11 protein-coding genes and 1 pseudogene are annotated in these 15948 nt (G+C 34.1%); 1 reads left to right on the forward strand and 11 read right to left on the reverse strand.

The genetic code is table 11. The features are described 5' to 3' along the window. Positions 1-17 precede the first annotated feature (17 nt). The 6 genes from A8B35_RS05850 to A8B35_RS05875 form a co-directional block, all read right to left on the reverse strand. Entirely contained in the window at positions 18-929 is a 912-nt protein-coding gene (locus tag A8B35_RS05850; protein ID WP_075602416.1) for a dihydroorotate dehydrogenase, read from the reverse strand. Beyond that, the gene (locus A8B35_RS05855) at positions 923-1696 is read right to left on the reverse strand and encodes a dihydroorotate dehydrogenase electron transfer subunit (protein ID WP_075602417.1); all 774 of its coding nucleotides are present in this window, start codon (positions 1694-1696) and stop codon (positions 923-925) included. The genes A8B35_RS05850 and A8B35_RS05855 overlap by 7 nt, the downstream gene beginning before the upstream one ends. Before the next feature lie 263 nt (positions 1697-1959). Then, positions 1960-2445, reverse strand: coding sequence for a helix-turn-helix domain-containing protein (locus A8B35_RS05860; protein ID WP_171973163.1), 486 nt, complete (start codon positions 2443-2445; stop codon positions 1960-1962). 1221 nt (positions 2446-3666) lie between these two features. After that, positions 3667-4173, reverse strand: a complete 507-nt coding sequence (locus tag A8B35_RS05865; RefSeq protein WP_075602419.1) for a flavodoxin — start codon at positions 4171-4173, stop codon at positions 3667-3669. Positions 4174-4197: 24 nt separating this feature from the next. Further along, on the reverse strand, positions 4198-6246 hold the full coding sequence (locus A8B35_RS05870) for an alpha-ketoacid dehydrogenase subunit alpha/beta (RefSeq protein ID WP_075602420.1): 2049 nt from the start codon (positions 6244-6246) through the stop codon (positions 4198-4200). A 45-nt stretch (positions 6247-6291) separates the two neighbouring features. Continuing rightward, the gene (locus A8B35_RS05875; RefSeq protein WP_075602421.1) at positions 6292-7602 is read right to left on the reverse strand and encodes a dihydrolipoamide acetyltransferase family protein; all 1311 of its coding nucleotides are present in this window, start codon (positions 7600-7602) and stop codon (positions 6292-6294) included. 222 nt (positions 7603-7824) lie between these two features. Between A8B35_RS05875 and A8B35_RS05880 the strand changes: the two genes are divergently transcribed. Beyond that, positions 7825-9345 (forward strand): M13 family metallopeptidase, encoded by a 1521-nt coding sequence (locus tag A8B35_RS05880; RefSeq protein ID WP_394365396.1) that lies wholly within the window; start codon positions 7825-7827, stop codon positions 9343-9345. Here A8B35_RS05880 and A8B35_RS23845 read toward each other — a convergent pair. The 5 genes and pseudogenes from A8B35_RS23845 to A8B35_RS05915 form a co-directional block, all read right to left on the reverse strand. Further along, positions 9278-9568 (reverse strand): annotated as a pseudogene (locus A8B35_RS23845) (RHS repeat domain-containing protein); the annotation flags it as partial. The gene A8B35_RS05880 and the pseudogene A8B35_RS23845 overlap by 68 nt on opposite strands. 1260 nt (positions 9569-10828) lie before the next feature. Then, a complete protein-coding gene (locus A8B35_RS05895; RefSeq protein WP_075602425.1) occupies positions 10829-11482 on the reverse strand; it encodes a toxin-antitoxin system YwqK family antitoxin in 654 nt (217 codons plus the stop codon). Positions 11483-12151: 669 nt separating this feature from the next. Next, entirely contained in the window at positions 12152-12598 is a 447-nt protein-coding gene (locus tag A8B35_RS05905) for a hypothetical protein (protein WP_075602427.1), read from the reverse strand. 143 nt (positions 12599-12741) lie between these two features. Further along, a complete protein-coding gene (locus A8B35_RS05910) occupies positions 12742-13221 on the reverse strand; it encodes a hypothetical protein (protein ID WP_222844103.1) in 480 nt (159 codons plus the stop codon). A 795-nt stretch (positions 13222-14016) separates the two neighbouring features. After that, positions 14017-15681: a Kelch repeat-containing protein gene (locus A8B35_RS05915; RefSeq protein ID WP_083634340.1), complete on the reverse strand. Its 1665-nt coding sequence runs from the start codon at positions 15679-15681 to the stop codon at positions 14017-14019. Positions 15682-15948: the final 267 nt, after the last annotated feature.

Raw genomic sequence — 15948 nt, forward strand, 5'->3', positions numbered from 1 at the left:
GTAAAAATATATAAAATCTATACGTGCATTCCACCAATTAGCTCATTAACATCATTAATCTTATGACGTTCCATATAATCCTTAATTCCATCAAGTATTTTAATGGTCATTGTTGGGTCAACGAAATTTCCTGTACCTACCTGAATTGCTGTTGCTCCTGCTAACATAAACTCAATAGCATCGGTAGCATTCATAATGCCACCCATACCAATTACAGGTACTTTAACAGCATTATATACTTGCCAAACCATGCGGAGTGCAACAGGTTTAACAGCTGGGCCTGACAAACCACCAGTTATAGTAGATAAAAGTGGTTTACGTTTTTCTGCGTCAATGGCCATTCCTAATAAGGTATTTATCAGAGAAACAGAATCAGCACCAGCACCTTCAACACCTTTTGCAATATCAGTTACATCTGTAACATTAGGAGAAAGCTTCACCATCATGTGCTTTTTGTAAACTTTACGAACTGCCTCTGTAACAGCTATTGCCGATGGACAATGCACCCCAAAGGACATTCCACCTTCTTTAACATTAGGACAAGAAATATTTAATTCAATCCCGGGTATATGGTCAAGTTCATTAATTCTTTCCGCAGTTGCTACATAGTCCTCTATTGTAGATCCAGATACATTTACAAAGATACCTGTATCGTAGTGTTTAATTCGAGGATATATATTACTTGCAAAGTGTTCTACACCCTTATTTTGAAGTCCAACAGCATTTAACATACCAGAAGGTGTTTCAGCCATTCTAGGATAAGGATTACCCTCTCTGTGCTCTCTCGTAGTACCTTTAACTACAATACCTCCTAAAGCGTCAATATCAATAAAATCTTCATATTCTTCTCCGAATCCGAAGGTTCCAGAAGCGGTCATTACAGGGTTTTTTAAAGTGTACCCATTTATATCTACAGCTAAGTTTACCATCCTTTTAATTCTTTAGTGTTAAACACTGGACCTTCAGTACAAGTACATTTATTGCCTCCTAAAGTATCTACTACACAACATAAGCAAGCTCCAAAACCACAAGCCATCATATTTTCTAACGAAACCTCGCAATCAACACCGGCTTCTTTCGCTTTTGCTGCAACAGCACGCATCATTGGATCTGGGCCACAGGTATATACCATGTCCATATCTGCTAATTGCTCATTTAATAGGCTATGGTCAGTAACAAAACCTTTAATTCCTTGAGAACCATCCTCTGTAGTAACACCTACCTCGTTAATTTTTAAATATTCATCCAGATCCATTAAAATTTCACTATTTCTAGCACCTAATAGGAAATAAGGCGTAACTCCCTTGGCTTTAAGTTCTCTACCAAGTATAAGCATTGGTGCAACACCAACACCACCACCAACAAGAACGGCTTTTTTGATACCTTCCGTAGTAAAGCTATTACCTAAAGGATATATCATATCCAAATCATCTCCAGGTTGAAGTTTAGCCATTAATTGAGTTCCTTCGCCAACTTCTTGTATTAAAAGGATAATTTCATTTTTGTCATGGTCAACTTCATGTATCGAAATTGGTCTTCTAAGAAAAGTATTTGGCCCATTCTCAACCTTAATTTCTACAAATTGACCAGGAAGGATTTCTGGAAGTTTATTTTCACTAGCGACGTGAAGTATCATATACTCCGCATTTATACGTCTGTTTTGAGTGACTTTAAATAACTCAACGTGTTTCTTCATCTGTTATTCAGCTTGTTACATTGTAAATAAACAGCCTTTTACATATGTAAACAAACGTACATATCTAAAAAACTTTGCAAATATAAGCAAATTGATCAGATGTAAAACCAAACAATTGAATAATTAGTAAATGAGGGTTATTATTAAGGGGCTTCCCCAAGGGGCGGGCTATGCGCTATATCTTTGCTTCGCCAAAATGGGCTCACAAAGGATGACGCTGCTATCCCTAAGCCAGAAACAACAGCCATTAAATACTTTATTCGTTAATCAGCATCAAAAGTTTCAAAAGTATTGTCTTCATAAAAGAATACAATCTTCCTTAATTTCTTCTTATCAGAACTTAAAGATACTAGATCCTTAGGTGCTACATTATTTGATATTACAGGCTCAGGAGCAACTTGTGGACTTACCTCTTTTACCTTATTAAAAATAGGTTTATTAACCACTTTTGAAGATTGCTGAGGCATTTGCTTAGGTTTATTTGTAATTTCCATATCAAACAAATCACTACCACCTTGTTTTTCTACCTTACCAGCATTATTTCTATACATTTCACCTTGCCCTAACAACAACCAATCAGGGTTTATTTTTGGGTATTTAACCAATACTTTCTGTAAAAAATCTAAGCTTGGGTTATTTCGCCCTGATAAAAGATGAGAAATACTCGATCTGTTAACACCTAAGACATCAGCAAATCTTGATGAAGCAATACCTTCTGAGGATAATAAAGTTTGTAAACGAGTTTTCATATGTAATATATTGTATAAGAATATAAAATTATAATTAATTACATCTATAACACCAGCATTTACACTTTCGTTACATATGTGTTGGCGAGTATATTTCATTTGTAATGAAAGGCTCGATACAAATGTAATTAATATATTTCAATTACAAAATGAAACTATCTAAAATTGTATATAACTAATAATGTTATTACTTACTTTCAGTAATTTAATCTTATGATCCTTTATATTTCATATTTAAGTAAATATGCATGTTATTATTAATTCACTCAATACGGCTTAAGTAGTTGTAATTAATTTAGTTGTGGATAAATATATAAGGGAGTATACCTATGGTTGATTAGTTAATCATGTCTAGTCTGTACAGTTTGGTTGTAATTATATCGTCCTCAACTATAGCTACTTAATCGTATAGCAGATAGCGTTGTAGTGCTAGTTTATGTAATGTTTGCATATTGCTGATATGCAATGAATTATGTTGTTTGTATACAATGCGATTGATGCAAAATTGCCTTTAAAGAAAGAAAACGTCTTAATACATTGTTTATTGATTTATATAAGTATTGTAAAGTATTGATAATTAACAATATGTGGCTATTGTTAAAATATGTGTTATGATTATTTTTGCAGTTATTCACTCTTTGCATATTTATACATTTACCGAATTTACAAGTTACATTTCGCAATGATAACCATAAGACTCTCCCCTACTCTATGTTACAGATATCAACACTAATCTAGTCGGATTCGTGATTACTTTTGTAATTCAAATAATTGAGACCTCTAAAAAATTATGCTACGTTTCAAATGAGGCGCTTTACATATGTAAATAAAATTCTTGTGAGAATTAAATATCCAGCATAAGTTTATGTTTGTAATTAGATATATTCCACAAAGAATTTGGTCGGAGTATATCTTATCTCTCATTATTTGGCTCTATTGCCTAAATTCAGAAAAATAGAAGGAAATAATCGATTATTATAATCGTAATGTTGCACATATTTGATCTGAATATTAAATTCTAATCGATTTAATTATGTAAATAAATTTCAGCTTATTTTATGCTCTATTACTTGCGATATATTTTGTTTGTAGCTGATCAATTATATTTCGACATTAAAAACTTATGGTCTTATTTTTTTATCTGATCCCAAAATATTTAGACACAAAAAAACCTTGCAAAACTAATTGCAAGGTTTTATTATTAAGTATGAGTTTATTGCTCTATTTAAACTCCTTTTTAAGCTGTTCTGTCCAAGCTTCTATTCTTTCACCAGTTAATGCTGCCTGATTCTCAATATCAAGTGCTAAACCAACAAATTGATCACCTCTAGCTGCTTTAGACCCTTCAAATTCATAGCCTTCAGTTGATGTAAAGCCAATTACTTTACCGGCTCTAGCCTCAATGAAATCAGCCATAATACCTAAACCATCAACAAAATTCTCAGCATATCCTTTTTGATCTCCACCACCATAAAGTGCGAAAGTTTTACCTTTTAAAGATCCATCTTCTACTGCAGGTAGAAATTCATCCCAATAATTAGGTAACTCGCCATCAAACCATGTTGGTACTGCAAGTATATAGTTGCTATATTTCTTAAAAGTTGCTTCATCAGCTTCTTCAACATTAACTTCTTCGATATTCTCAGCTCCAAGAGCTGCAATAATCTTTTGTGCTTGTTGTTTCGTTTTTACTGAATGAAAGCTATAAAATAAACCTATCTTTTTCATATCTAAATTTTTTATAGTCAATAATTAAAACGATAATAACTCACGTGCAGCAACTTCAATCTTATCTGTATTTGGTAATACTGCCGCTTCTAAAATGCGGTTAAAACCAACTGGTGTAAATGTAGATCCTACTCGTTTTACAGGAGCATCTAAATACTCAAATCCTAAATCAGAGATTGTTGCTGCAACCTCACCACCAAATCCAGCAAATACTTTATCTTCATGTACAATAAGTACTTTGGATGTTTTTTTAATTGATTCTAAAACGGTATCAGTATCTAAAGGTACAATTGATCTTAAGTCAATTACCTCAATGTTACCAGCACCTTCTTTTGCTAATTTGTCAGCTGCCTCTACACACATATGCGTAGTGTTACCGTAAGTAACAATTGTTAAATCAGTACCTTCACGTCTAATACGAGCTTTTCCGAATGGCACTTCAAATTCTTCTGGAATTGGAGTTGCTGCTTTAGGTGCATTATATAAAGCTTTAGGCTCCATAAAAACCGTCATTCCTTCTGAACGCATTGAAGTACGAAGTAATCCTGCTGCATCATCAGCATATGATGGATATACAATTCTAACCCCTGGGAATGTTGAAAGTGCACCTTCAATATTTTGAGAGTGATATAAACCTCCACCAATATATCCACCAGAAGCTAAACGAACTGTGATGTTTGGTGAGTACTGTCCTTTAGTTCTCCAGTACTCATGGGTTGTTTCAACAAACTGCTCCATAGCTGGCCAGAAATAATCGGCAAATTCTGCACCTTCAACAACAATTCGAATGTCTTTATTATAGCGGGCCATACCATTAGCCGTTCCCATAATAAAGTCTTCTGCAATTGGGGCATTGAATACACGCTTATGTCCAAACTCTTGCTGTAGACCTTTTGATACATTAAAAATTCCACCTTTATCTTTATTGGCCATATCTTGACCCCAAATGTAAGTATGTGGATTTCTTCTAAACTCTTCTTTTAAAGTACCGTTTAAAGCTTCAATTAATTTCTTAGGTTCACCTTCTTCATTATGTGTTCCATCAGGAAATTTTTGAGGAACATATGATGGGGCAATTACAAAATCGTGAATACTTTCAGGATCAGGACTTGGTGCCGCTAAACCTGCTTTATGAGCAACTTTCACTTCTGCTTTTACTTCTGCATCAATGGCATCTAACTCCTCTTCGGTAGCTCTGTTGTAGCGAACTAATAAACGACGGAATTTTGCAATTGGATCATACTCTTGCACATAGTTTAATTCTGCTTTGTCGCGATATAAATCATGACGGTCAGAATTAGAATGCGAATGAATACGTACACAGTTGGCATGAACTATAACTGGAGTCTGATTTTCTTCAGCATGTTTTTTAGCTTCAGCCATGGCATTCATCGAATCAAAAACATCTTTACCATTACAGTAAATGATGCGTAGGTTCTTCATTCCCTCAAAATTCTTAGCTACTTTACGGTTAGCCGTTTGATCTTTTTTAGGAACTGAAATACCGTAACCATTATCTTGGAATACAAATATTACCGGAAGCTTTTCGTTTGAAGCACCATTAATCGCTTCATAAACATACCCTTCAGAAACAGAAGATTCACCTTGTGAGCTAATCGCAACTCCTTTAGCTTCGTAAGTTTTTATTGCCCTAGCAATACCAACAGCATGCAAAGTATGGTTACCTGTACACGACGAAACATTATGAATGTTAATTTCTGGTTTTGCAAAATGGTTACTCATGTGACGTCCACCACCAGCTACATCTGTATCTTTAGAAATACCATTAAGGATAATTTCTGTTGCTGTTAAACCTGCAGATAAACAAGTTTGCAAATCGCGGTAATACGGAAATAAATGATCGTGTTCCTGATCAAATACCTGACCGATAGCTAACTGAATAGCATCGTGTCCTGCTGCAGGTGCGTGATATGACCAACCAATTGCTTGGCGCAAATAATTGGGAGCCTTATCATCTAAGCTGCGGCCGAGTTTTAATAAGTGATACCACTTTAATAGTGATTCTTTTTCGGTGGTTTTTATTTTATATATTTCTTGTACGTCTGCCTTCATTGGTTTTAGTTTAAATTGTGCTAATTCAAATTATAACTCTCAATCTTAAATCTCTCTGTTTAAATCAAAAGCTTCAAGATAATCTCCAATCTGGCGTAAGAATCCGCCACCTAGTGCACCATCAACAATTCTATGATCATATGATAGAGAAAGGAACATTTTCTGACGAATACCAATTGTATCTCCTGTTGGAGTTTCAATAACAGCTGGTTTTTTCTCAATAGCTCCAATTGCTAAAATGGCAACCTGAGGTTGATTGATAATTGGTGTACCTATGATATTTTTGAATGATCCAAAGTTTGATATAGTAAAGGTTCCACCTTGAATATCATCTGCTCCAAGTTTATTTTCACGAGCCAATCCTGCTAAACGGTTTACATCAGAGGTTAAACCTGCAAGGTTTTTATGATCAGCTTGCTTAATAACTGGTACAATTAAGTTTCCACTAGGAAGAGCAACAGCTAAACCAACATTTACATTTTTACGATAGATGATTTTATCTCCATCAACAGAAGCATTTACTCCTGGATAATCCCTTAACGCTTTGGCTACAGCCTCTGTAAAGATTGGTGTGAATGTAATTTTTTCGCCATATTTTTCTTGGAATGCAGCTTTATTTTTATTTCTCCACAATACAATATTAGTCATATCCACTTCAATTACAGAAGTTACGTGTGGTGAAACATGTTTCGACATTACCATATGATCGGCAATAATCTTACGCATTCTGTCCATCTCAACAATCTCATCTTCTGCATTTACAGAAACTGGAGGTCTTTTTATTTCAGCTGGAGCAGAAGCTGCCTTTGCAGCAGGCGCACTTGGTGTTGATGCCGGAGCAGCTTTTGGTGCTGCAGGTGCTGAACCTTTGGTATCAATATAGTTTAAAATATCTGCTTTAGTTACTCTATTGTTTTGCCCTGTTCCTTCAATAGCATCTAATTCGCTAATTGAAATACCTTCTTCCTTAGCAATACTTTTTACAAGAGGAGAATAGAATTTATCACTCTCGCTAAAGTCTGCTTCAGCTGCAGTGGTAACTTCCTTAGCATCTTCAACAGATTTTTCAACTTCTGCAGCCGCAGACGGAGCACTTACTTCTTCGCCCTCTGCTCCTTCTAATGCAATTATTGCAACCGGAGTTCCGACAGGAACAAGCGCGTCTGTTTCGAATAAAATCTCTTTCACAACTCCATCAACTGGAGATGGAATTTCAGAGTCTACTTTATCAGTAGCAATTTCTAGAAGAACATCATCTTCTTCAATTTTATCACCCACACCAACAAACCACTTAGTGATAGTTGCTTCTTCAACGCTTTCACCCATCTTGGGCATAAGAATTTCAAATGTTGACATATTATCTTGTTTTTGTTTTGTTCGAATTATTTTATCTATTCAATATAACTATAATACTCAAGTATTAATTTATCAAAATCTTAACATAAGTATAAATATACTTTCTTGCTAGTTTGATTTCGTTTTATAAACAACCTAAAATAGAAATGGTTCTATACTTGTTAAATATCTTTATTGCCGATACATTTGTATTCGAAATTTTAAAATACTTAGATTATGAAAATGAAACCGTTATTACCCAAGGCGGGAGTACTTGCTGCTGCAATTTTTATTGCATCTTGTTCTAACAATTCAGACCGAACATTACAAAAACCTACTTTAAATGTAAACGATTTAAGCACAGAATTAGATCCTGGAAATGATTTTTATCGTTATGTAAACAAAAGTTGGATGGATGCGAATCCGATGCCAGACGATAAAAGTAGATTTGGTTGGTTTGATATTTTGTTAGAACAAAATAGAGAAAACCTTAAAGCTATTTTTACTGAAGTTACAACTGGAGAGGTTAAACATGGCACTGTAGCCCAAAAGATTGGCGATTTCTATAATTCAGGAATGGATACTTTAGCAATCGAAAAAGAAGGCTTATCGAAACTTACCTTCTTATTAGATAAAGTAGATGCTTTAAAAAGCAGCGATGATGTAATTGAACTTTGTGGTTTACTACAAAGCTATCAATTGGTGCCTTTATTTGCCTATTATGTAAGTGCCGATGAAAAAAATAGTAAAATGAATATTGCTGGTTTATGGCAAACTGGTTTGGGGCTTCCTGATAGAGATTATTATTTAGAAGATGATGAAAATTCAGAAGAAATTAGAAAAGCATACGCTACATTTTTGACTTCTATTTTCACACTTTCAGGAGATAATGATAAAACTGCAGAGCAAAAAGCAAGTGATGTGTTAACTTTTGAAAAAGGCCTGGCTAAAGCGAGTTACACACGTTTACAGAACAGAGATCCGCATTTAACGTATAATAAAATTGATGGTACTCAATTGAGCAAAACATATTCTTCAATTAATTGGGATGCATTTTTTAGAGGGATGAGTCAACCTGTTCCTGCAGAGATTAATGTGAGTCAAACTGCATATGTTGAATATGTTGGAGAAACGCTCAATTCCACTTCTATCAATACTTGGAAGAATTACTTAGAGTCTTTAATTATTAGATCATTTACAAGTTACTTACCAAAAGCATATACCGATGCAAGCTTTGAACTGTATGGCAAAACCATTCAAGGTAGAAGTGAAATGGAACCTCGTTGGAAAAGAGTTCAAGGGGTAACTAGTAGTGCTTTAGGCGAGGCTGTTGGTCAGCTTTTTGTTGAAAGACATTTTCCGGAGGAAGCAAAAACAAAGATGGTAAATTTGGTTGAAAACCTTAGAGTTGGTTTCTCTCAGCGCATTGAGAAATTAGAATGGATGAGTACTGATACTAAAGTTAAAGCCCAAGATAAATTGGCTGCTATTAAAGTAAAGGTTGGATACCCAAATAAATGGCGCGACTATTCCACTTTAGAAGTAAAACCAGATTCTTATTTAGAAAATGTATTGGCATCTAACCAATTCGATTTTGCCTTTAGCATGTCTTTTCCAATAATACCATTCATTCTTCTAACCCATCTAAATCTATTGCCCAAATTGGTTTATTCCCCGCAAACTGGTAAGGCGTATACCAAGGATAACTCTTCGTCAATGGATCCACACTCAAGAAGTTCGCTATCCCTGGATTATAAATCCTAAAGCCATAATCATCTTTCTCTTTCCCGTTGAACCCGAACCTATACTTTTCGCTGTTATGCGATAGTGGGCTGATGCTACTAACAAATGGGTAGTAGTAGTTGGTGGCTAATATATTGGCCACGGGGCTGGTGCTTTGCTTGTTTAAGTCGGAGCTTACCACCACCCGAACGTTTCCGAGGTGATCTGTTAATTCGTATTGCTTGTGGTTTAAAGGCACGTGCATAATACGGGTTAAATGTAGTGCTTTACTAGCTTATGGCAAAATTGAGCTTTTGGTTTGCTGTGCCATCATCTACTATTTGGTAGCTGTAGGTATGTATACCTTCTTGGGTCGCTTAACGACCCAGTGATGAGTTAACTGCCTAATTTGCTTGTACAAAAAAAGCCCTGCAACATTATTGCTGCAAGGCTATTCTTTATACGGCCAGAGGCCTTATGCAATGCGACGTGGGCAGAGCCATACGCCGAGCGTTTTGCGTTAATTAGTCGCTACGGTGAGCTGAGGCATTATTTATTTACTACGTTTAGCGGGACATTAAGATACCTTAGTTCTTTCTCAAAATTCAACATTTGAATTTGTTGCTCATGTTCTGATACATACAAACGTATTCTAACAACTCTCTTACCTTTACATCTCACCTCAAATTTCCACCTCTCTTCTGTCTCTTGATTAAGATAAACTAATTCTATATCGCTATAACTGATGTAATTAATCGATACAAAAAAATAAGAAATCGACTTATATATTATTTCAGAATTATTAAACTTTACTGGATATTTAACACGAGAATGTATTAATCCTATCAGTAGGTGTAAAACTATAGAATAAACAAGAATTAATTGAATAACTAGTCCAATCCCAGAACTAACTAAAGTCCAAATCCATGACAAACCTAACAAGCATAATATCAAAGCTATTACTTGATAATACCTTGGTTTATGGTTTATTATTACGGTATTATCAACTTTAGTAATAACTATATACCTTGATCTAAATACTAGCATGTTAATTTATTCTTTTATTTTTCCTGTAATTTTTTGGCCTCCATTAGATTCTACGACTTAACAAGTTTAGTTGTCGCTTCCTTCCCTGCCACTTAAGTTATCATCTGACACTCCCTCTAACAATTTACTGAAACTTGTATCGATAAACCCTCTAACTAAATTGTCAGAAACCTCTCATACCACACCTAAAGTAACTCCGGGCTAAAAAACTATTATAAAATCCTTACGCGAATTTTTATCAAATATTGTTGCGTACCTGAGATTTAACATCATGAGCAGAACTAAAAAAAAACATCTGCAACAATCCTATAAAGATTAATACTACCTTTAAAACACTTACTACCTATATTTCTAAACCATTTGTTAAGATCTGACTACTAAAATTTATTGCCCCATTTGAAATAAAACTTACAAAAGGGGCCGCCGTACAAACAGCGTAAGCAGAGCCATACGCCGAGCGGTTTGTAGTGTTTTTGTCCTACGGTGAGCTAGGGAAGAATTGCCTAATTTTTGCAACTTCTCCTTCCTCATTAAAATAAACCCATTCTCCAATTTGCTCATTAACAATATTACGAGAGAATACTATACTTCCGGCATCCATATGCTCCTCTATTACGACCATATAGTTACCACTATACTTGCCTTTAACCTTAATTCCTCCATCAGGATAAAAAATACGCCATTCCCCTATTAATGTTGTAATTGTATCCTTACTACAATCTTCAGGCTTCAAAAAGTTATTCTCACTATTAACATACTTGACACCAACACCCTCACCATAATTACCAAGAGTCTGTATTGCACCATTCTTATAAAATGTCAAAAACATTCCCCATAGTTTACCATTATTGTAATGACATATTTTTTTTACTTGTCCATTTTCAAAAAAATCAATACTCTGACCATCTTTTTTACGGCTTTTATACTCAAAAATACCCTTTAAACTATGATTAGAATTATGAAATATTACAGTACCCGTTTCAATTGAGTCAGAATAATTAACGATATCATAAAAACAACCTAAACTGTCAGTTTTAACAACCTGAGACAACCCAACCACGACACTTATATTACTTAATAATATAAGCCCTATTATTCTTAAACCTAATATTTTATTTAGTAGCACTAACATTAACCTTTCTATTTGTATCATTATTTTCGTGTGTCCCTCTAAATGGCTTTATTCTATTTCTTTTAATACCTCGATTTACTATATCTGCAATCACTGCATAAACCCTTACGTCCATTAAATTTCCAAGAGTTTTGTGCTTTTTAGTACCTTTTCGTACATCCTCAACTGTACTTTCTGACTTGTAATTAGTATTTCCCCCTGAACTCCCGCGAGCAAAAAAGCTATTGTTAGTTTTATGCTCGCGAGTTTGAAACTAGCGCTAGCTGGGAGCTAGGAGGTGGATCTATTTAAATAATTTTTTATCTGGGGATAAAAAATTAGCCCCAAACCAAGTATTGTATTAAAAATTAATGTTCCAACTCTTCCTATTACGCTATATGAGATCTGATATAATAATTTGCTTAATCCAAATTTACCTGATCCCATCAGCCTGAGTGCATCTTCATCCTTATAGATATAAAAGAAGAAAATACCTGAGGTTAGATAAAGTATCCCAATATATATTCTAATATTCTTAATTCTATTCATATTACAAAACCTTATCTATTTTTTACTCTTTGAATAACACTCCCTTATTTTCCCGAACTAGAGCTAGCTAATAGCAAATTTTATTTTAAAGGGCTCGATTTTGAAACTTGCGCCAGCTCGGGGTTAAGTATAATCTCGTTTTCATTTATTATCATCAATTAATTTCTGAACATGAAATTTATAAATATCAGCCTTTTTATTACTTGATTTTGCTGTGCTATTATACCTTATAAGATATTCTAATGCCATATTCCTTGACATAGCATCCATAACATTAACATTACGATAAAATAAACAATCATTAAGAGCTAAGAGTATTACATATACGTCCAACATAGCATCAGGGTATTTCCACTTATTCGCCATCATTAAAGAATAAGGTAGAATTTCCTCAAAGTAAGCATTGGAAAAGAAAAAGGAACTTAAGTCATTATATGCCTGAACACTACCATTTTCTAGAATATCACTTACTAATGAGTCTTTTGTTATGTTTTCGGGTAAGGAATACTTTAAATCTTGTCCTTCTTGACCTTTACATATTCCAATCAATAGAATTAATAGAATATATATTAAACTCAGTTTGCGCATACCTATTAGAGTAGTTTTAATCCTTTGTTACTCCTGAGCAGAGCGAGCTAAAGTCTTTTGTTAGTTTTAAGGACTTAAGTTTGAAACTCGCGACAGCTGGGGGGGCTATTATTTATTTAATTGCATTCTTGCTTAAAAAAGTCTCATTCTCTTCTCATATACAACAATTTCAATTCTTCTAATAAATTTAATAATTCCTCCTCTTCTAAAAACACCTCCTGATTCTTTATCGCCCATTCATATACATTATATGTTTTATAAAATATACACCCTAAATCATCATCTGGAATATTTAATCTAGCTCTCAACAAATCTACTAGTGCATAATTATAGTAAATACACAAATCATAATCCGTTTTATTCACAAGAAAAAACTCTTTATTCAATTTTAGTACATAAATTAATGCACATGGTAATAAGCTATACTCTCCTCTTTTCAATTCTTCATAGACATACTCATTCAACTGATCTGTAAGTTTTGGCAACCTCGCAACAACTAAAGTATCATTTTCCCCGATATATGTAGGCTTTGTGGCAAGAACAAAATCTTTCACCTCCTGTTCTTTTTGCCCATAAGCAACAGATATTAACAATTTAAACAACAATAACATGTACACTCTCATACTATTCCGCATTTGACATTGTAGGTTTCACTAATTGTATTGGTTTTGAATCCATTTTTTTCAAAAGATTCTTCTTAATATATATCATTACTATTTTGTCATAACCTTGCCCCCAGAGCTAGCGCGAGCTTTTAGCTCGTGACTACAGAATGTTTTCAACATTAATGATGCTAAATTCATTGGCATCTTTACTGCCCTACTATATTTCCAATATTCGGATTCTAATATAAAACCTGATACAACAGGCTTATTATGTACATTGTCTTTTCTTTCTGAATAACTTTATTGCTCTAAATTCTATCGCTTTGTTATGTTTCTGCCAAAACTATCCTTCTTTATATTGCAATTTTTTTAACTCTGGTGGTTTAAACACCCATAACATCCACTCCTTTCTACTTTCTCGCTGATTTTATTTTATCAATGTTTGATGTATGGGTCTTTATTTTTTTACTAATATCCAATAAATTGTAGCGAAACTAATAAAATATATACTTATTGGCTTATGCAATTTGTACTTTCTACTCATTTAGATTTAACTTTACATAAAGATAGTACAAAGCACAAAATTGTGTGTTTTACCGAAGCATAATAAATAACAGGCAAACTACCATATAAAATAAAAACCGCACTTTTTTTAATGCAGCTTTAGAAGCACGAGTTTGAAACTCGCGCCAGCTAGAAGATAAAACCATAATTTGAATTGGCTATATAGGTCCTATGCAACAATCTTATAATTATTAAGCATTACATCTTCTAAGGTGCAAGGCTCGCATATAAGCAGATGAATATTTGGCATTATAATTCTCTAATTTCTATATTTTTAAAGCGAATATTGTTTTGCGAGTTTTTATGTATTTGTAAAGCAATATAACCTTCAAGTCCGACCTTAAGTTTTTTATGCCCTTTATCTTTTAATGTTGCCGCACCATCATAATCTGCCACAACAATATTATTTACAATGGTTTTTATGCGCGTGCCCTTACATATGATAGTCATATCGTTCCATCCAGTTTCATCACCTTCGAAATAATGAATCACACGTTTTGGCGCATATTCCTCCTTACTGATTTTCCAATCTGGTAAATCAGGATAAATCCATCTTTTTGCGCTTCTGGTTTCATTGTAAATAAAACCATTACGCCAAGGATTGTTGGGATCAATATCTACCTGAGGACCATCGAGCCATCCTTTTACATCATTTTCTACTATATCTTTTTCTGAGTATCTGCTTCTAATCTGCACACCACTATTTCCTTTGTTCAGTTTACTAGCCTGAAACTTTAATCTCAATTCAAAATCACCGAATATCTCATCATTTTGCAGCCATATATAATGATGATCTTCAGTGCCAAGGGAATTAGATTCTAGTATACCATCTTTTACCATCCAAAAGTTCTTACTCTTATCAGCATCAATGCATTTCACACTCCATCCATCTAAATTATGGCCATTAAATAAGGATTTCCAACTATGATTTAACGAGAATTTTTCAACAGTATTCATATTCGCTCCACCTTGCACATGACTGCCGGCAGCAATGTAAATATCATTGTTATACAAAATAGCTCCTGTACCATGCCGTCCTATGCATAAGGGTGCCAACTGTGTCCATTGTTCTGTTTCAATATTTAAGCACTGAGTATTTGTATACGCCTGCTTTTGCGAGCCTTCGCCACCCATATATAAAATAGAGTTGCCAATGTTAACAAGCGCACCAGCTGCAGTACCATATGGCAAAGGAGACTTAATAGTGTACCATTCTTGTTTATTAAAATCGTATACATCTACAGCCCTTTCTGTAGCCCAAAAGAAGGCATTAAAATTATTAGGATAATGAACGCTTGAGTTTCGTCCACCTATACAATAAAGCTTATCCTTAACCACGATACTCGAAAAATGATCTCGTACGTGAGGAGCTTTTGTAAGACTTTGCCACTCTCTTGTTTTTAAGTCATAACTATCAAAGCGATTATGTGTACCACTAGTATGTCCAAATTCAATTCCACAAGTCATGTATATTTTATCCTTGTATAAGGATGCGCCTGCTCCTCCACGTTGCATCTCCTTTGGTATGGCATCACCTTTCTCCCATTTATCGGTATTGGGATAATAGATCCAAATATTTTCAACAGGAATTTCTTTAGGATATCCTTTTGTCATGGCACCCATCAAGTAAATGGCATCTTTATAAACCACAGCCTGAAAGTGATGAATTTCAAAAGGTGTTTTACCAAGCGAAGTCCAGGTATTATTCTCAGGATCAAAAACATTCACGGGTTTTATACCCCTACCACCTATTAAGTAGAATTTACCCTCAAACTCAATAAAGGAATTTTCGTGTCTACCAATTACTTCTCCCTTAGTTTCAACACTTGTCCATCTATAATTATCCAGATGTTCTTGCGCAGATAACTGGATGATCATCAAAATGAAGAATGAGATACTGTATAATTTTTTCATAAAATATTTAGCTAATACTATTAGCTATAAATATACTTGATCAACAATAAATAATGATATAATAATCATTGATTTTGAGGGGGTAGACTCGTAGTGTTTGTATAATTATTTTAATTACTATCTAATCTAGAATTATTGTTTCAAATTCAATATTCAGTTTAAAATAATGGTTATTAGTATGGTAGAATCGGTAACCAAAACAAAAACCTGTAACTGGACCTAAGAAAAACAAAACCACGTCAAAAGCTATATTATAATTTATTGGGT

The organism is Saccharicrinis aurantiacus (assembly GCF_001660705.2).
Classification (GTDB): Bacteria; Bacteroidota; Bacteroidia; order Bacteroidales; family Marinilabiliaceae; genus Saccharicrinis; species Saccharicrinis aurantiacus.